Consider the following 16,610-nt stretch of genomic DNA (forward strand, 5'->3'; position numbering starts at 1 on the left):
GGACGGAGTTTTATTCATCAAAAAATCAAAATCGAAATGAGAACAATTACAATGTATTTAATAGTGGCGCTGACCCTATTTATGGTTCAAAATTCAGTAGGGCAAGAAGACTACCAAAAAACAGTAGATATTTTAAAAGAGCAAAAGCTAAGTGTAACTAGACAAGAAAAAGAAGCTTTGAAATTTGAAATAGCAGCCATTTCTAAAAAGTTAGCTAATGCTGAAATCACACAAGAAGAAGCTGATAATTTAAAAATGGAAGCAGCTGAAAAGCGAGCTCTAAATATTGAAGATAGAATAGCTATAATTAATAATAAAATAGCCTTGTTAGAGCGTAATAATGGCGAGGTAAAAGAATTGGACACCTTGAATTATAAATTTGCTTTTCAAATCGGTTTTGGCGATGATGACGGTGACGATGCAAAGCTTTTCGGAATTCGACTAAACGAAAATCCGAATAGAAGAGAACCAATTTATGACAGAAGAACATATTCAGATTTGGTTCTTGCAGTAGGTCTTAATAATGCTATCGTAGACGGTCAATCTTTAAATGATTCACCATATAAAATAGGAGGTAGTAGGTTTTTTGAAATGGGATGGCAGTGGCGTACACGTGTATTTAAAAACACGAATTTCTTAAGATTTAATTACGGATTCTCTTTTCAGTTTAACGGATTAAAACCGAAGGATAATCAGTATTTAGTGTCGCTGGAAAACGGACAGTCAGAACTTCAAGAATTCGATTATGAGCTAGATAAGTCGAAATTTAGAATGGATAATTTGGTTTTTCCTATGCATTTCGAGTTTGGACCATCAAAGCAGAGTACAAGCGAAAAAAAGATGAGATACTCTTTAAAGAATCAATTTAGAGTAGGAGTTGGTGGTTATGGCGGATTTAATATAGGTACACGTCAAAAATTAAAATACAGTCTTGATGGTGATAATGTAAAAGACAAACTGAAGCGTAGTTATAATACCAATGATTTAATTTATGGTTTAAGTGCCTATGCAGGTGTTGACGGATTTCTGTTATATATGAAATATGATTTGAATCCTATATTTAAAGATGCAGCTGTAGAGCAGCACAACATTTCTTTAGGTCTTCGTTTCGACCTATAAAAAGAAATTCATCAATCAAATTAGCTGTGGTACCGTGTGTAAAAACCGGTTACTACAGCTAATTATTTGTATTAGATAGTTCTCGATTCATCTCTTCGGTAAACTCATTCTCATAATAACCACGTTTACAATGACTGCACTCTGCCGTAGTCGTGCTAGATATTTTAAAAAGCTTGATCCAAAATATATGAAAATAGTTCTTTTGGGTGATAGCAGTTAATGTCCCGCGTTGCTGGCAATACGGACATGTACAGTTAAAAAGTTTTTTAGTTTCGGGCTTTCCTGGTCTAGTGCCAAAGAATAGAATCATTATTGCTATTTTTGATGTTCTAATTTACACAAAATTATTTCCCTCTTTTGGAGGGACTAAGGGAGGAATATGATTTCAAAAATTACCATAGATAAAGTATATGAATCTGCTCGACTAGAAGAGGTTATTGGTGATTTTGTACAGTTAAAAAAATCTGGATCCAATTTTAAAGGACTTAGCCCTTTTTCTGATGAAAGATCACCAAGTTTTATGGTATCACCTGTAAAGCAGATCTGGAAAGATTTCAGTAGTGGAAAAGGAGGTAATGTAGTCGCATTTTTAATGGAGCACGAGCATTTTACCTATCCTGAGGCTATAAAATACTTAGCAAAGAAATATAATGTTGAAGTAGAGGAGACTGAGCAATCTAACGAACAAAAAGAACAAGCTAGCGAACGTGAGAGTATGTACCTGGTGTCTGAATTCGCCCAAACGCATTTTAAGGAAATGTTGTGGCAATCAGAGTTGGGTAAGGCAATAGGACTTAGCTATTTTAAGGAACGTGGTTTTACAGATGAAACCATTAAGAAATTTGAGTTAGGATATTGCCTAGATAATTGGGACGGATTTACAACTGCAGCTTTAGATAAAGGGTATAAACTAGAATATCTTGCTAAAACAGGGTTGACCATAGTTAAGGAAGATCCTAATAATCCGAATGGATCACGAAAATTCGATCGATTCAAGGGTAGGGTGATGTTTCCTATCCATTCTTTAAGTGGTCGTGTACTTGGTTTCGGTGGGCGTATTTTAACGAACGATAAAAAGGCAGCCAAGTATCTGAATTCTCCCGAAAGTGACATCTACCATAAGAGTAAGGTGTTGTACGGTATTTACCATGCTAAGCAATCTATCGCTAAAGAAGACAATTGCTATTTGGTAGAAGGGTATACCGATGTAATTCAATTTGTACAACGCGGTATTGATAACGTGGTATCTTCTAGTGGTACAGCATTGACGCCCGAGCAAATTAGGCTCATCAATAGATTGACCAAAAATATTACGGTATTATTTGATGGTGATGCGGCAGGTTTACGAGCATCGCTACGTGGTATCGATCTTATTTTGGAACAAGGTATGAATGTGCGCGTTTGTACATTTCCAGAAGGTGAGGATCCAGACAGTTTTGCAAAGAACAATGAGTTGGAAGATGTCATGACCTACCTTAATGACAACTCTAAAGATTTTATTCAATTCAAGGCATCGCTTCTGGTAAAAGAGGCAGATAACGATCCAATAAAGAGAGCAGATACGGTAAGGGATATTGTGAACAGTATTGCCAAGATTCCCGATCGCATACAGCAAGAGATCTATATTCAAGAGTGTGCGCAGATCATGAATATATCTGAAGCAGTTTTGTATAATACACTTGCTCAAATAGGTAAGAAAGAAGAGAAGAATGTACAGGCACCACAAAAAGAGGAGCAGAAAGCTTTTGATGTTGTTCGTAATACAGATCAGGAAAAAGAAGAAAAAGTTGATGTACAGTATTTGCTAGAGCGAAAAATTATTGAATCGCTTATGCTATATGGTAATCTCAAAGAACAGTTTGAAGATCTGGTGTTGAAAGAAAATGATGCCGGAGATTTAGTGTTGGAGCCAGAATTATCTGAAATTAAAGTATACGAGAAAATCTATTTGGATCTGCAAGAAGATGAAATAGAATTGGCCAATGAAGATTTTCGTAAAATGTATGCTAGACTGATCGAAGCCTTAAATGAAAAAGAAGAATTTTCGATCACCAATTTTGTGAATGGTTTAGAGCAAGAAATGGCAAACCAGATTTCTTCTATTTTAATGGAAGAGGAACGGTATACCTTAGATGACTGGGAACGTAAAGAAATTTTTCCAAAGAGTAAAGAAATAGGTGTTGCGCAGTTGGTAAGTGAGACGATACTAACGTTGCGTTGTTTTTTGATTAAAAAGAGAATGAATACTTTGCAAAATACAACACAAGATTCTACTACAGATCATAGAGAAGTTCTTGAAGAGATTATGAATTACATTCAGTTGAATAAATTGCTGAATAAGAAATTAAATAGGGTATTGTCTTGATTCTCAGAAAGTATCATAAATAAAAAAGACCTGCTAAAAGCAGGTCTTTTTTTATTTTATTCAGTTGTAAGAATTTAGTACAATTCTAAGGCTTTTGCCTGTTGTAATAAATCTACCATGTTGTCTACATTTAATTTTTTCATTAAACGAGCTTTGTAGGTACTTACTGTTTTTTCATTTAGGTTCAAGCCTAATGCAACTTCTTTGTTACGTTTACCACTAGCTAAAAGTTTTAATACTTCTATTTCTCTAGTAGATAGTTTTCTAAAGAACCTTCTTGGTTTTTTAGTTCCTTCATCGAAAGCAAGACGTTGTGCAAGTTCGTTTGTAATGAACATACTACCTTCACTTACTTTAGTTACTGCTGCAGTAATGTATTCTACACCAGATGATTTCGATAAATATCCGAATGCACCAGCTCTAATGGCACTTAAGGCGTAAACATCTTCAGATTGACCGCTGTACATAAGGACTTTTACGTCCGCGTAATCTTTTTTAATTCTGCGTAATGCCGCTATTCCATTTACATCAGGAATATCCATTTCTAGCATGACTACATCGGGGGTTGTGTCTTTAAGTTTTTCAAAAAGTTCTTCGGTATTAGCTACCTCATCGATCAGTTCAAATCCCTCAGCGGATTCTAGAACCTTCCTAACTCCCATTCTTATGATAGGGTGGTTATCCGCTATTAAAACTTTGATCATTAATTGTTTTTTTATATAGATTTTGGAACCTTTTTGTCTGAAAAGACTACATGCAATGTAAGGCTTAAAATTCTAAATTAGAAGTCAAAGTTGCATTATTTTATTAGTAACGTATAATTTCAGACTTTATTTTCGATTTAATACCTTGATTCTTAGATGAGTTGTTATTTTAACTGTTTTGGGATCTCACAAACGGGTATTGGTAGCATTTTATGTTGGTTCATTGTATTGAGTCTTATGAATATAGTAAAGACCTCTTTCTTTCTACCTTCAAAGTCATCAACTGTTTTACCCTCGTCTTTCATATTCATCGCCCATTCTAGCTCAGGGTAAGAAGCACCGATCTGATCTTCATCTGTTCTATCATCGCCCCACAATCCATCTGTTGGTGCAGCACCGATTATCTCTTCATTTATACCTAAAACCTTGGCAATGGCATAAACTTCGGTTTTCATTAAATCTGCTATCGGACTCAAATCTACGCCGCCATCTCCGTATTTGGTGTAAAATCCTACTCCGAAATCTTCGACCTTATTACCAGTTCCGGCTACAAGGTAGCTTTCAAGTGCTGCAAAGTAATAAAGACTAGTCATACGTAAACGAGCTCGCGTATTTGCCAAAGACATAAATCTGTCCTCTTCATTATCAACAGCGGGTAAGGCAGCTACGAAACTATCGAACACCGGTGTAAGGTTTACCGGTTGTCTTTTTACATTCTTAAAATTCTCTTGTAACCACTCAATATGGCGAGATGCTCGGTCACTTTGATTCTCGGCTTGGTGAATCGGCATTTCTAAGCAAAGAAGGTCTAAACCAGTCTTAGCACATAGGGTTGAAGTGACTGCAGAATCTATTCCGCCAGATATACCAATGACAAAACCTTTCTGTTTTGCATTTGTGGCATAATCCTTTAACCAATTAACAATGTGCTCAATTACCTTTTCCGTTTGCATACCGCTCTTATTATTTAGTAAAATCAATTAACTTTGCCATAAAAATAAGTTGAACACTGTGAATAATAAAATGTATTGTAAAATACTTGCCAAGGTCAAACCTATTTTTATACTATTATCAGTTTTTTTCATTCTTTCTAGCTGTAATGATAGTGATAAGGTAGCCGAAGAGATAGCCGCTATACCGATGCACCTGAAAATTTCGCGATTTGATCGTGAGTTTGCCGCTTCTGGCGAAAAGGGATTACCGGCATTGCGTAAAACGTATCCGTACTTATTTCCGGCACCAGATAGTGTTTGGATCGCCAAGATGGAAGATTCCCTTCAAATAGAATTGTTTCAAGAGGTGGGTAATGCCTTCCGTAGTTTTGAAGATGAAGAAGAAGGGCTGGTGCAATTGTTTAAACACATTAAATATTATTTCCCAGAATACAAGGTGCCAAAAGTACTTACGGTAACCAATGATGTAGATTATAATAATAGAATTATTTTAACCGATAGTCTGTTATTTATCAGTCTTGATAATTACTTGGGTTCTGAGCATAAGTATTATGGCGGGTTTCAGCGGTACATCGCACAGTCTTTAAATCGCAATTTTTTAGTAAGTGATGTGGCTAGTGCATTTGCAAAGCAAGTAGTACCAAGACCTAGAGACCGTACATATCTTGCTCGAATGGTTTACTTCGGTAAAGAATTATACCTGAAGGATGAATTGATGCCAGAGGCTACCGACGGTAAAAAAAATAGGATACTCTGAAGCAGAAATAGAATGGGCAATTGCGAACGAAGAACCTATGTGGAGAAATTTTATAGAGAACGAATATTTATACAGTACCGACAATAAATTAAACCAGCGATTTCTAGATCCTGCTCCGTTTTCAAAATTCGGATTAGAATTAGACAACGAATCGCCAGGTAAGTTGGGTCGTTACGTAGGTTGGCAAATTGTGCGTGCCTTTATGAAAAATAATGACGTAAGCATAAAGCAATTAATGACGATGCCTGCGGAAGAAATATTTAAGAAATCAAATTACAAACCGAGAAATTAGATGGCAGATTTACATACTTCAGAAATTACACTGCGCGTAGGATTAGATGAAAATAGAATTCCGGAAAAATTAAACTGGTCTGCACAAGACGGTGGTATTGAAAATGAGGAAATCAAGGCTATGTTATTATCTGTTTGGGATAGTAAAAACCAAGAGTCTTTGAAAATTGACTTGTGGACAAAAGATATGCCCGTTGATGAAATGAAAACATTTTTTCACCAGACATTGGTTTCTTTGACCGATACTTTTCAAAAGGCGACACAAGACGATAAAATGACGGCTACCATGAAAGATTTCTGTGATTACTTCGCAGAAAACCTAAATCTTAAAGAAAAAGACTAAGCTGTTTTTAGTTTCTTTTTTCCTTTCGTTTTTTTAATCCAGTAGATAATATAGGCAGTCCCAAAAACGGACGGAGTCATCCATGCCCAAAGTGTATCTTGGTGCATACCTGCAACTATAAATGCGGTAACCGAGGCTATAAGTGCACCTAACATTCTACTAAGGTGATTTATGAGCCAAAGCTTCCTGTTTTCTAATGTGTTCTTAAATAGTTTATAATCTCCATAAGGTAGAAATAGACCTATTATTCCGAAGAACAGAAAAAGAATACTGTGAGAATAGCCGTTTAGGAGTCCGGTGACACCAAAGCCAATCATCAATAGAGCCGATAAAGCCATAATGCCGGAAACCAATTTATCGGTCAAATTTGCTTTTGTTTTTTTGACAGATTTAAATGTGAGTGCTCTATTACCCGCTAACACCATATAAATAGTAAAAATACCGATCAAGAATAAAAAGGTATTGATGTGGTTAGGCATTCTCGCAATCACTAAAGAAATCGCAGAACTAATAATCATAGACCACGAAAACCATTTGCCCAATCGCTTATGGTTTAGCCTTCCCTTTTTAACAACAATACTCGCAATGCCAGTAATTAGCCCCACACCGCCAAAAAAAGCATGTATGTAAATGAAGATTTCAATGATATTTTCCATGGTTGGTTGGTTTTATGTTACTCAAAGATGGAATAATCATTGTTTGGAAAATAAGTTAAGTTACTCAATTGTAAGTTTTGGGTGCTGAGTTGTGTTTGGAGGGAAGTGCGAGGTTTAAGGTACAAGGTACAAAGTCGCAAGTAAAGAGTATACGTTATTGCGAGGAGCTTTTTTGCGCCGTGGCAATCTATGGTCTTGATATTATCAATGTCAGTTCGAGTGGTTTTATGATGTAGCATAGCGGAGTCATAAAATTGTATCGAGAACAGGTTTGGAACACACGAAGGTTCTCGATACAAATTTTCTCATACTTCGAAAATTCACTCGAACTGACATTACGTTTTGCTATGGTAAAGAGTATTAAGTACAAAGTCTTAAGTAAAAAGTATACGTTATTGCGAGGAGCTTTTTAGCGACGTGGCAATCTGTCGAACCAAAGTAACTATGTGAGTTCTTTGTACCATTGTCAGTCTGAGCGCAGTCGAAGACCCTTGCGTGTTCCATTCCCTTCGACTGCGCTCAGGGTGACATTTTGCTTTACGGTAGTACTAAGTATTAAGTAAAAAGAATAGGTATTGCGAGGAGTTTTCTGCGACGTGACAATCTGGTCGCTAGAAGAACAAAACTACTCTAACAGAAATTTCATTTTTCATTTTTCATTTTTCAACTTTTGCTAATTGCTAATTGCTAATTGCTAATTGCTAATTGCTAATTGCTAATTGCTAATTGCTAATTGCTAATTGCTAATTCATTTCCTATTCTTCTTAGGCTTACAGGTCATGCAAAAATCAGAAAGTGCGTTGATTTCATCTACCACTTTGTTGTGTTCTTTCTGTAACATTTCAGAATCCTTACCAAAATCGGTGGCTTTAAAGACTTGTGCACTTACGGTGTTCATTTCTTCTTGTAGCTCGTTGAAAATAGGTTGAAATAAACTGGAGTCACTAAAAGCCCCTTTTTCCTCATAGATTTTCTTGCGTATTTTTCTGGAGTATAGTTCTACCAAATCAAAATCATACCGTCCGAATTGTAATAGCTGGTTCGCTGTCAAAGAATCTGGAGCAACCAAAACAGCCAGGTTCTTTTGAAAAATGGCTTTTACTTTACTATTGAAGTTCTTGGTAAACATGAAGGATACTGAATTCATGTTAAAGCTGAAATCGATTTTAGCGCCCGAATAAATAGAATAGGAGGTAAGGGCAGCATTAATTTCCGATTCCGGAGATTGGTAGTCGCTCAGTTGTAACTCGTAATCGGGAGTCCATTGCATTGGTTCTTGCGCTATTACCAATGAAGATGAGAGTGCTATGAATAAAGTAAAGATGATTTTTTTCAAGGGAATTGTATTTTCCATCGAATGTACTATAAAAAATAATCTGTAAAGTGGCTAACTAGGTTTTTGAGTATTAAAGTTTGTTAAAACCTACAACTGGAATTCGGTCTGGTTAGTGCCAGTATCAAAAATATTTGGGTAGTGCTCGCGTGCATTACGTTCCATAAATTCCATCGGTACATCTTCAAAATGCCCGTAGTCTTCTAGGTACTCCATAAACTGTGTTCCGTCTGAACTGAATTCTTGTAATATGGAATCATTTTCTCCGTCAAAATCTAAAGGCGCTACATTAAGCATTTCACATAACGATGCATTGAATGTAGGGGAGAGCTTCAGCCATTTATCATTTATAAAGGCATCGACCATACCATGAGGAGTAAGTTCATTAGATCCGAATTTCTCTATTAATCGTTCTACGCCAATATGATTTTTAACTTTCGCCAAATGAATTCTCGCAGGTATACCAAGGGCACGAAGTCCCGCAATTAAGATGATGGACTTATCAATACAATGACCTTTTGGGCGTTTTGCAATTTCACTGGCTCGGTATTTCTCTTTATTGAAACTTAAGCTGTATGGATCGTATCGCCATGCATCACGTACTTTGTTGTATAGTGCAATAGAAATTTCTTTCTCAGAAAGTGAAGTGTTTTTAAATTCAGAAACCAAGTCTTGAATCTCGTCACTTTCATAATCAAAAAAATAGGTAGGGGATAGGAAATCCATAGTATTGAAAATTAGCGAATTATTTCATGTTCAATTTACGAAATAGATTTGGCATACTCGCTTCGGCAATGGGAGACTGTTTAGATTAAGTATTTTTTCAAAAGTTTAAATCCAGTATTAAGTAATAAGTACAAAGTATTAAGTAAGTATTGTAAGTTAGAAAATAGAGGATAGAAAATAGAATATAGAGAATAGACTTGTTTTTATAGAGCCGTATTTAGCAAAGCTAAATTGTTGATGTTTAAGTATCCAGTATCCAAAATCAACTATATACTAACTCACTATCAAACTATCAAACGAACAAACTATCAACTGAAAACTGAAAACTGAAAACTGAAACTGCCAACTGATACTGAATACTGAACACTAACTCACTATCAAACTAATTCACTAACAAACTATCAACTGAATACTGATACTGCCAACTGTTACTGAATACTGAAAACTAAATCCTAACCCCTAAAACCTAGTTCCTAAATTCTTCCGGTCTATTCTGCCAAATATGTATATACTGCCCTGTCGACATTCTACGCGCCATGTCTTTTGCTCTAGTCGCTAATTCACCTTCGTAGAGCTCTTCGATAGTTTCGAACCAAAGCTGTAGCCATTGTGCGAAATGATCTTGAGAAATGGTATGCTTAAGATTTTTATCGACCTTGACATGTGCCTTAGACGGACTCCCACGAAAAGTACGGACGCCAAAAAGATTCGATTCCCAGAAATCGGTGAGTTTGCTTAAGTGGGTAGGCCATTCTTCGTCTGTAATATGTCCGTTAAAAATGGGACCTAGCATTTCGTTTTGCCTTATTTTATCATAGAAAGTATGTACCAATACCCTAACATCTTCTCTATTGGTAATTTCGCTCATAGTCTTTTTTTAAGAATCAGCAACAACTTTTTCTACCCGTTCAGCTGCATCTTTTTTAGAAAGTGTAAGACGAACAATACTGTCAGATTTTGCTAAAAGGTCGTGCGGAACATTTGCAGCTAAGGTAATGATATCTCCTTGCTTTAGGGTGTGATGAGCGCCTTCCACTCCGAAATCAATTTCACCTTGTACGATATGTACTATAATAGGGAAAGGAGCTTTGTGCTCTTTCATAAGTTGCCCGTTCTTCATTAGAATTCGGATCTCTTTGGAAAACGGAGTTTCTAAAAGAACTTTAATGACAACTTTGTCATCGTTGAAATCTAAATTTTCGGTAAAAGATATCTTTTGCATTGTACTTTTTTTTCAAAAGTAGTAATGAACAGCAACTGGAACTATGACACTTCTCATACCAAGCCGATAACTACATACCGAATTGAAAAATACTGTTGATTTTAAAGCAATGCTCGCAACTTTTTATTTCTGAGTAAAACGCTTACCCACACAAGAACACCGAAAATAACCGGAAAAATAGTTAAGGTCATATGGTCTTTATGAATTACATGAGTAGCCACTGCACCCCTAACCACGCGGTTATGAGCAAACCACCAATGAACATGGTTTTTGGCATGGCGTAAAGTACTATAGATACTACCAAAATTATGCCTAATGCCATAACATATTCTGAAGGATAGCCCATTTCTACAGCTCCTTTAACAGCCGTTTCGGTTTGTAAAACATTATTTACAGCACCCATTAAAAGCATAAAAATAACAATACCTTGTAGAATATAAGAAGTCCACAAGATACCTTTCGAGGTTTTTTTGATAGTTTCCATACGGTGTAGATTGATTTGATTGTCAACTACAATGTACGTTTTATTTCATTAAAAAACAGCTAGTTACGCTATGGCGAATGGTGAAAAAAGAAGTGGTTATTTAAATATAAGTCCGTTCTCGGCATCAAATTGTGCTTGTTCTTCAGGCGAAAGTGCATCGCGAATAGCACGAATGGTAAAACCACCAACCACTTTGCCTTCGTCGTAGTACATCCAATCGCTAATATCGGCGTTGTTTACCGTAATGGTATCGCCCAATTGAACTTCACTGGTGTAAACCGGTTCGTTGGCAATAATACCCATTAAAGCATTATCAATTAATTGAATATCGCCCACCCAAATATGTTCGGCACCACCATCGGCTTCGAATTTTTGTTTAATAGTGAAATATTCAAAATTAGGATTGTCGCTAGCTATTGCCTCTTTAAAATCACCTATAGAATTTTTGGCATCTATCATGGCCTGGTTCATTTTAGCATCGTCATCTTCCACATTGTACACATCTGGTTCGCCAGAGCGTTCTGTTTTATCAGCTGAGCCTTCTTTGCAAGAAGTTAGTATAAATAATAGTGATGCGATAAAAAGTAGCGATTTCTTCATAAGATAGGTGTCTATTTTATTTAATATGGTTTGTAGTACTATGAAGCACAACGCAATAGTACTTGTATTGTTTTATTGGATAATAGAGATTTTAATGCCTAGTAGAAGTTTACTTCGGGTTTTTACCGTTTCGCGGGTCTTGTTTTAACACTTTGGCGGTAGTACGGTAAAAAGTAGGCGAGTAGGAGTAGAACTCATGAGGTTGCTCAAAAAAGGTCTCTAACGCAATGGCAAAAAGCTCCATTAAGTTAGTGCCGCCATAGTCCCTGAAAATGGTGTATTTGCCTTCACGTATAAGTGGTATTTTTTTAGTAGCCAGTTCTTTCCAGGCGTTGAGGTCTGTATCTTTAAATGCTTTCGAAAAATACGAGCCTTTGGCGTTTTCAATGATTAAGCAATGACTGAACTCGTGTATGGCAATGTTTAATCCGTCATCGGTAATAACGAATCCTTTTTCTACAGCAGGCCACGATAAGTTTACACGCTTGGTAGCGGTATTTACATCGCCATCATACAAAACATCTCTACCGGTGTATGAATATGAAGTCGGAGTAACAAAAATGGTTTTGAAGACACTTAGAACATCTTGTTTCAGACCAAAGGTAATCTGAACGAATGCACTAGAAATAACCAATTTCATTTCGGTGGTAAGTTCAAAACCTTCTGTAGCATCAAAATCTGTAGTATTTACAAATAGCAGTGTTCTCACCACAAAAGACTCTTGGTGCTTTTCAGATAATGCAGCGTAATAGGAGTTCCATTTGCTGAGTACCTCATGGCATTCTTGCTTGCTACTGGTCTTAAGAAATAAATTGACGAAAGTATGTTTGGCGTTCAAGTAATTGGTTTGGTTGAAAGTGTGGTTCGGTAAATAATTATTACAAAAAAATGCGGAGGGTAAAATTAGTGTTATTCGGTGATAACAACACTACCAATAAGTTCATTTTCGGTAGGTTTTTCAAACCAAGTTTCCATAAAGTCAAAATTCTCTTGGCTAACTTCAAACTCAAATGTAACTCCTTTTTCGGTGTTGCGCTGTTGTACACGTTGCCATCTGGTATTTTTTGAAATATCTAAAAAGTGAAGTTTAATTTCGAACCCATTAGATGCCGCAAAAGCTCTAAATTTTTCGCGGTGTTCAAATTTAGATAATCCCAAGTCTAAAATAGCATCAGTATTTGATTCTTCTAATTGCGTTACCACATTTAAAATCATTGTTTCTGCCCGCTCAATACGCTCTAAAAACCATTCTAATCCGTCAGTTTCAGTTTTGTCTGGTAGAAATAGGGTATTGTTCCAAGTATCTATAGAGAAAATTACACCTTTAGTTTTCTTTTTTAGTTCATTTGAATAGGTTGTTTTACCTGAACCTGTATTACCGACGATGAGGTGTAGCATGAGTTTTACTTTAAATTTAAGTATTACACTATTGTTCTATTCAACGCTAAAACTCTTTTCGATCAAATCAAACCCTGGCTTGTTTGTGGCGTTATCTTCCGTAGCTTGTTGTATTAGAATTGCAAAAGTTTTATCGCCCTTATAAAAGAAGTGAATATCCCCTTCATGATCAAGGCCTAGAATACTTGCCGTAAACTTTAATGAAGTGGAATTTATATCGTTAAATGAACCTTCAGCAACACTTTTAAAGTTGAGCTTAGAATTTTTATAGATGATATTATTCTCTAATTCTTCTTTATAGATATCTACCCATTCATTTAAATCCATCTCACCATTCACCCAAGTTATGGTTATAATGCCGCTAGAATCAAAACCATCTTTTTCGACAGATAAATAATACCCGAGGTCATCTATATTTTCTTCATCAGTAATTCCCCAACCTGTGGGGCTGGTTATTGAAACTCCATCTCTTTCAAATTTTGCAGGTTTACTTTCGCTACAAGAAGTTAAGAATAGAAATATGGATGCTATTAATATTAGTGGTTTTTTCATGTTGTTGGTTTTCAAAGAGAATTGATGTTTTTTAATGAAATATATAAAACCGATTAATGTTTTAATTTTCGTTTACTTTTAAAATAATCATATATCCATAATAATAGTAATATGAACGCTGCAATGAATGAAAGATAGCTTGTTGTTAAATTCAAAGCGATTACATTTAAATTATAGTCTATAATTGGAATTTCAACATTATTGGAAATACGACCACCTAAAATATTTATTTCTGGTTTTATACCTAAAAAACTATTCTGCTTAATTTTTTTCTGAAAATACTGTCTTTCAGCATCGATGATAATTTTCTTATTAATTTCAAGAGAAGAAACGAGTTCCATTCCTTTGTCAAAATCAATATATAAATATTTTATTTTGAATTTCTTTTTTGGAAATTCAGAGAATTCTAGTCTTATATCATCTGTCTTTTCATAATCGGATATTTTTGGTTCAAATGATGCTATCGTCAATTTTTTAGAGATGATATCACCTTTATATAACCTTTTCTTGGATTCACTATTATAATACAGGCCAACTAATAGAAGAGTTATTATAAGTATTAAATAAGTTAACGATTCAATTCTTTTCATTCAATTAAATGAACGTGATAATTTTAGTTGTTATTGTTTGTTAGTGAAATTAGACTGGTTTTACAAAATTCATACAAAAGGACCATAACTGAAGTTTATTAATTTGGAGTAGGACCATGAAAACCAAACAGCATTAAAATCCACCAACCAATACCAGTAAAAAGCAACAATAAGGTAATCAAAGTAGTAAGTAAAGGTAAAGCCGAAATAAAAATATAGCTACGTCCAAGTTTTTTTACTAAACCCAAAATCAATAAAGCAAGAGTTGTTAAGATAGAAAACATTAAGTATGGAATTAATTTATCAATTCCGTACTTTGAATAGGCTAAGTATACTAACAAGAAAAATAGCAATGAATTTAAAATTGGCGTATAAATACGAGTAATCATAAGATTAATTGCTTTGCGATTAAAGGCTCAATACCAAATTAGGTTTGACTTTATTGATTTTTCGTCATCACTTATTTAATAGGTTGTTTAACAATATTTGATTAGCAAATATATCTACCCATTAGCAACTTTAGCCTGCTCTTCTAAATCAGCAATATTTTCAAATTTTTTAAGCGGTAGTTCTTTATTGGTCGCTTTTATTTCAGCAACTAAGGCAAGAATTAAATCTAGGGGTTTTGCTTCATAACCGAACATCTTTTGGTCGAATTCGATACCAGCGAGTATTCCGTCATTTTCCATGCCTACACCCCAATTTTCTATAAAATCTACTAATGCTATTTCAGTAAGTTGGTAGTTCGCCCAATGGTTTATAGTACAAGATTTCGCTCTGGCACTTTCTGCCCAAAAACAAAGTACACCAACAGGTTTGTCATTTTCATCATCATACTGTACAGAGGCTGAGGTAGCAAAACCTTCATGATTTTGTAGCGCATAAACAATGTTTGTTTCACAAACCGTTTTTATAAATTTTTGGTATCTATTGGTAATTATATCTGAGCCTTGTTGTTCCATGTTTATAAAAAGTGTTTTTATTGAAGATTTGAGCGAAGTTAGAATTATTTTATTCTTAGACTTAAATAATTAGCCTTGTTAGTTATGCTCTAAATATTCAATCGGGTTTAAATAGAACATCTTTTTCCAACCCTGTCTGTCAGAATCTAGTTGCCAAACGTATGGTATAATGGTCAAAATAGAATAATGTAAATGTGGCGATTTACCCGCTGCGTTACCACTTGTACCAACGGTACCAATTTTTGAATTTGTATTTACAAATGAAAGTGAAGTCGTGTTTAATTCATTTAAATGAGCATAATAATGCAAGCGCCATTTTGGACCAAGAACTAAAACAAATTTGCCACCCATACTTATCTCGCCGGCATAGAGTACCAAACCATTAGTTGAAGAATTAATATCCGTTCCCTTTTTTGCGAAAATATCTACACCCTTATGCGTAACAGATTTCCCCCAGGGATAAAACCAAAATGATTTAGAATTGTAGTCAGATTTTGTTGCTCCTTGAACAGGCATTTTTAAATGCTGCGGAATCAAATAACCGATAATAAGAATTACTACTATACTGATTAAGACTTTCTTTCTTTTCTTCAATACCGACTTGGGTTGTAGTTGATGTCAACGTTTTTTTGAACATCATAAAGATACAAGCCTGATTATAAACAACAAGTTCTCGTTTATAATTTTATAATGACGGACTTGGGGGCGGTGGCAAACCTTCGTTCTTGTTAGTGGTTAAAATTTCACCATTTTCAAGAAAAGAAATAAGTTCGGTTGCTTTGCTTACAACCTTTTCAATATTGCCATTTTCATTAACTACAATGTGAGTAGGATAGGCTTTGGCGAAAAGTTTATTTTCAATAAAATCTTCTTGATTGGGTATGGTTTTATAGTTAAACACTTTTTTGGACAAGAATCTATCTAATGCAGCTTTATCGTCTATCGCCAAACTTATAAATTCAACATTCTCTCGTTGCTTATATTCGTCAACTAATGTATTCAATTCAGGAAACTCAGCTACACAAGGTTTGCAATTAATAAACCAACATTTAAAAACTAACACTTTACCTTTTGTGTTTTCATTGGTATATTCTTTTCCATCTAGATCTGTAAAGCTAAAATCAGGAAAAGGAGTTCCTTCCATTTTAAATTTTGTGTATATATTTTCTGAAGCTGGTTTAATAATTTCTCGAATTTTGTTGTCTGCAGAAGCGCTTAATTTGTATAGTTTATATTTTCTTACACTATCAGGTGCTATGAGTTTTAAGGCGATATAATCACCAGTGGACAATAAGTTTAGAAAATTGTCTTTGGTTATTGTTTCAGATTTATCGTTTATGGCAATAAATTCTGACGATAAAATGATGTTGTTTTCATGATATGGCCACCACTTTAAATTATCCAATTCTAAAGCATTTACATCTACATCTGCCCTTTGTGCTGTAGTTTCGGTATTCCTAGTTTTTGCTTGTTTATTTTCTTTACAAGAAGTAATACAAATAAGAAGTAGTAGAATTAGTAGGTTTTTCATTTTATAATTTTTTCAACCGTTTTT

General features: G+C 35.0%; 23 protein-coding genes. 5 read left to right on the top strand and 18 right to left on the bottom strand.

The features are described 5' to 3' along the window. The first annotated feature begins 36 nt into the window (after positions 1-36). The gene (locus tag QSV08_RS20595; protein ID WP_324025559.1) at positions 37-1,119 is read left to right on the top strand and encodes a hypothetical protein; all 1,083 of its coding nucleotides are present in this window, start codon (positions 37-39) and stop codon (positions 1,117-1,119) included. Between the two features lie 58 nt (positions 1,120-1,177). Here the strand turns inward: QSV08_RS20595 and QSV08_RS20600 are convergent, their stop codons facing one another. Next, positions 1,178-1,429, bottom strand: coding sequence for a zinc-ribbon domain-containing protein (locus QSV08_RS20600; protein ID WP_324025560.1), 252 nt, complete (start codon positions 1,427-1,429; stop codon positions 1,178-1,180). A 69-nt stretch (positions 1,430-1,498) separates the two neighbouring features. Between QSV08_RS20600 and dnaG the strand changes: the two genes are divergently transcribed. Further along, positions 1,499-3,484, top strand: coding sequence for a DNA primase (gene dnaG, locus QSV08_RS20605; protein ID WP_324025561.1), 1,986 nt, complete (start codon positions 1,499-1,501; stop codon positions 3,482-3,484). A gap of 74 nt (positions 3,485-3,558) precedes the next feature. On the opposite strand, the gene QSV08_RS20610 is transcribed toward dnaG, so the two are convergent. Both QSV08_RS20610 and nadE read right to left on the bottom strand, forming a co-directional pair. Next, positions 3,559-4,188 carry a response regulator transcription factor gene (locus QSV08_RS20610; protein WP_324025562.1) on the bottom strand — a complete coding sequence of 210 codons (630 nt, stop codon included), beginning with the start codon at positions 4,186-4,188 and terminating at the stop codon, positions 3,559-3,561. Positions 4,189-4,352: 164 nt separating this feature from the next. Beyond that, positions 4,353-5,141 carry an NAD(+) synthase gene (gene nadE, locus QSV08_RS20615; RefSeq protein ID WP_324025563.1) on the bottom strand — a complete coding sequence of 263 codons (789 nt, stop codon included), beginning with the start codon at positions 5,139-5,141 and terminating at the stop codon, positions 4,353-4,355. Between the two features lie 70 nt (positions 5,142-5,211). Here nadE and QSV08_RS20620 point away from each other — a divergent pair, with 70 nt between their 5' ends. Genes QSV08_RS20620 through gldC form a run of 3 tightly spaced genes read left to right on the top strand, consistent with a single transcriptional unit; the run spans position 5,212 to position 6,532 of the window. Further along, positions 5,212-5,898 (top strand): hypothetical protein, encoded by a 687-nt coding sequence (locus tag QSV08_RS20620; RefSeq protein ID WP_324025564.1) that lies wholly within the window; start codon positions 5,212-5,214, stop codon positions 5,896-5,898. 37 nt (positions 5,899-5,935) lie between these two features. Further along, complete coding sequence (locus QSV08_RS20625) at positions 5,936-6,190, top strand: DUF2268 domain-containing putative Zn-dependent protease (protein WP_324025565.1); 255 nt, start codon at positions 5,936-5,938, stop codon at positions 6,188-6,190. Next, positions 6,191-6,532 carry a gliding motility protein GldC gene (gene gldC, locus QSV08_RS20630; RefSeq protein ID WP_324025566.1) on the top strand — a complete coding sequence of 114 codons (342 nt, stop codon included), beginning with the start codon at positions 6,191-6,193 and terminating at the stop codon, positions 6,530-6,532. On the opposite strand, the gene QSV08_RS20635 is transcribed toward gldC, so the two are convergent. The 15 genes from QSV08_RS20635 to QSV08_RS20705 all read right to left on the bottom strand — a co-directional run bounded on the left by QSV08_RS20635 (position 6,529) and on the right by QSV08_RS20705 (position 16,586). Next, positions 6,529-7,188, bottom strand: coding sequence for a hypothetical protein (locus QSV08_RS20635; RefSeq protein WP_324025567.1), 660 nt, complete (start codon positions 7,186-7,188; stop codon positions 6,529-6,531). The genes gldC and QSV08_RS20635 overlap by 4 nt on opposite strands. A gap of 748 nt (positions 7,189-7,936) precedes the next feature. Then, positions 7,937-8,542 carry a hypothetical protein gene (locus tag QSV08_RS20640; protein WP_324025568.1) on the bottom strand — a complete coding sequence of 202 codons (606 nt, stop codon included), beginning with the start codon at positions 8,540-8,542 and terminating at the stop codon, positions 7,937-7,939. Between the two features lie 69 nt (positions 8,543-8,611). Beyond that, positions 8,612-9,247: a transglutaminase-like domain-containing protein gene (locus tag QSV08_RS20645; protein WP_324025569.1), complete on the bottom strand. Its 636-nt coding sequence runs from the start codon at positions 9,245-9,247 to the stop codon at positions 8,612-8,614. A gap of 466 nt (positions 9,248-9,713) precedes the next feature. Then, positions 9,714-10,115 (bottom strand): group III truncated hemoglobin, encoded by a 402-nt coding sequence (locus QSV08_RS20650; protein ID WP_324025570.1) that lies wholly within the window; start codon positions 10,113-10,115, stop codon positions 9,714-9,716. A gap of 9 nt (positions 10,116-10,124) precedes the next feature. After that, on the bottom strand, positions 10,125-10,469 hold the full coding sequence (locus QSV08_RS20655; protein WP_324025571.1) for a cupin domain-containing protein: 345 nt from the start codon (positions 10,467-10,469) through the stop codon (positions 10,125-10,127). Positions 10,470-10,674: 205 nt separating this feature from the next. Further along, positions 10,675-10,953: a DoxX family protein gene (locus tag QSV08_RS20660; RefSeq protein ID WP_324025572.1), complete on the bottom strand. Its 279-nt coding sequence runs from the start codon at positions 10,951-10,953 to the stop codon at positions 10,675-10,677. A gap of 96 nt (positions 10,954-11,049) precedes the next feature. Beyond that, positions 11,050-11,553 (bottom strand): YegJ family protein, encoded by a 504-nt coding sequence (locus QSV08_RS20665; protein WP_324025573.1) that lies wholly within the window; start codon positions 11,551-11,553, stop codon positions 11,050-11,052. Between the two features lie 109 nt (positions 11,554-11,662). Continuing rightward, a complete protein-coding gene (locus tag QSV08_RS20670) occupies positions 11,663-12,391 on the bottom strand; it encodes a zinc-dependent peptidase (RefSeq protein ID WP_324025574.1) in 729 nt (242 codons plus the stop codon). A 71-nt stretch (positions 12,392-12,462) separates the two neighbouring features. After that, positions 12,463-12,951: an AAA family ATPase gene (locus tag QSV08_RS20675; protein ID WP_324025575.1), complete on the bottom strand. Its 489-nt coding sequence runs from the start codon at positions 12,949-12,951 to the stop codon at positions 12,463-12,465. 36 nt (positions 12,952-12,987) lie between these two features. Next, complete coding sequence (locus QSV08_RS20680; protein WP_324025576.1) at positions 12,988-13,503, bottom strand: hypothetical protein; 516 nt, start codon at positions 13,501-13,503, stop codon at positions 12,988-12,990. Between the two features lie 53 nt (positions 13,504-13,556). Next, positions 13,557-13,973, bottom strand: coding sequence for a hypothetical protein (locus QSV08_RS20685; protein ID WP_324025577.1), 417 nt, complete (start codon positions 13,971-13,973; stop codon positions 13,557-13,559). A gap of 218 nt (positions 13,974-14,191) precedes the next feature. Then, positions 14,192-14,482, bottom strand: a complete 291-nt coding sequence (locus QSV08_RS20690; RefSeq protein WP_324025578.1) for a hypothetical protein — start codon at positions 14,480-14,482, stop codon at positions 14,192-14,194. A 114-nt stretch (positions 14,483-14,596) separates the two neighbouring features. Beyond that, positions 14,597-15,055 carry a DUF2750 domain-containing protein gene (locus QSV08_RS20695; RefSeq protein WP_324025579.1) on the bottom strand — a complete coding sequence of 153 codons (459 nt, stop codon included), beginning with the start codon at positions 15,053-15,055 and terminating at the stop codon, positions 14,597-14,599. A 78-nt stretch (positions 15,056-15,133) separates the two neighbouring features. Beyond that, complete coding sequence (locus QSV08_RS20700; RefSeq protein ID WP_324025580.1) at positions 15,134-15,649, bottom strand: M23 family metallopeptidase; 516 nt, start codon at positions 15,647-15,649, stop codon at positions 15,134-15,136. Positions 15,650-15,740: 91 nt separating this feature from the next. Continuing rightward, positions 15,741-16,586 carry a TlpA family protein disulfide reductase gene (locus tag QSV08_RS20705; RefSeq protein WP_324025581.1) on the bottom strand — a complete coding sequence of 282 codons (846 nt, stop codon included), beginning with the start codon at positions 16,584-16,586 and terminating at the stop codon, positions 15,741-15,743. Positions 16,587-16,610: the final 24 nt, after the last annotated feature.

The organism is Maribacter sp. BPC-D8, assembly GCF_035207705.1.
GTDB lineage: Bacteria > Bacteroidota > Bacteroidia > Flavobacteriales > Flavobacteriaceae > Maribacter.

Bases quoted from the DNA above. Each gene is read 5' to 3' on its own strand.
- QSV08_RS20675 (WP_324025575.1), bottom strand. From the start codon at position 12,951: ATGCTACACCTCATCGTCGGTAATACAGGTTCAGGTAAAACAACCTAT.
- QSV08_RS20650 (WP_324025570.1), bottom strand. From the start codon at position 10,115: ATGAGCGAAATTACCAATAGAGAAGATGTTAGGGTATTGGTACATACT.
- QSV08_RS20680 (WP_324025576.1), bottom strand. From the start codon at position 13,503: ATGAAAAAACCACTAATATTAATAGCATCCATATTTCTATTCTTAACT.
- nadE (WP_324025563.1), bottom strand. From the start codon at position 5,141: ATGCAAACGGAAAAGGTAATTGAGCACATTGTTAATTGGTTAAAGGAT.
- QSV08_RS20600 (WP_324025560.1), bottom strand. From the start codon at position 1,429: ATGATTCTATTCTTTGGCACTAGACCAGGAAAGCCCGAAACTAAAAAA.
- gldC (WP_324025566.1), top strand. From the start codon at position 6,191: ATGGCAGATTTACATACTTCAGAAATTACACTGCGCGTAGGATTAGAT.
- QSV08_RS20665 (WP_324025573.1), bottom strand. From the start codon at position 11,553: ATGAAGAAATCGCTACTTTTTATCGCATCACTATTATTTATACTAACT.
- QSV08_RS20635 (WP_324025567.1), bottom strand. From the start codon at position 7,188: ATGGAAAATATCATTGAAATCTTCATTTACATACATGCTTTTTTTGGC.
- QSV08_RS20705 (WP_324025581.1), bottom strand. From the start codon at position 16,586: ATGAAAAACCTACTAATTCTACTACTTCTTATTTGTATTACTTCTTGT.
- QSV08_RS20690 (WP_324025578.1), bottom strand. From the start codon at position 14,482: ATGATTACTCGTATTTATACGCCAATTTTAAATTCATTGCTATTTTTC.
- dnaG (WP_324025561.1), top strand. From the start codon at position 1,499: ATGATTTCAAAAATTACCATAGATAAAGTATATGAATCTGCTCGACTA.
- QSV08_RS20695 (WP_324025579.1), bottom strand. From the start codon at position 15,055: ATGGAACAACAAGGCTCAGATATAATTACCAATAGATACCAAAAATTT.
- QSV08_RS20610 (WP_324025562.1), bottom strand. From the start codon at position 4,188: ATGATCAAAGTTTTAATAGCGGATAACCACCCTATCATAAGAATGGGA.
- QSV08_RS20660 (WP_324025572.1), bottom strand. From the start codon at position 10,953: ATGGAAACTATCAAAAAAACCTCGAAAGGTATCTTGTGGACTTCTTAT.
- QSV08_RS20625 (WP_324025565.1), top strand. From the start codon at position 5,936: ATGTGGAGAAATTTTATAGAGAACGAATATTTATACAGTACCGACAAT.
- QSV08_RS20655 (WP_324025571.1), bottom strand. From the start codon at position 10,469: ATGCAAAAGATATCTTTTACCGAAAATTTAGATTTCAACGATGACAAA.
- QSV08_RS20620 (WP_324025564.1), top strand. From the start codon at position 5,212: ATGTATTGTAAAATACTTGCCAAGGTCAAACCTATTTTTATACTATTA.
- QSV08_RS20640 (WP_324025568.1), bottom strand. From the start codon at position 8,542: ATGGAAAATACAATTCCCTTGAAAAAAATCATCTTTACTTTATTCATA.
- QSV08_RS20645 (WP_324025569.1), bottom strand. From the start codon at position 9,247: ATGGATTTCCTATCCCCTACCTATTTTTTTGATTATGAAAGTGACGAG.
- QSV08_RS20595 (WP_324025559.1), top strand. From the start codon at position 37: ATGAGAACAATTACAATGTATTTAATAGTGGCGCTGACCCTATTTATG.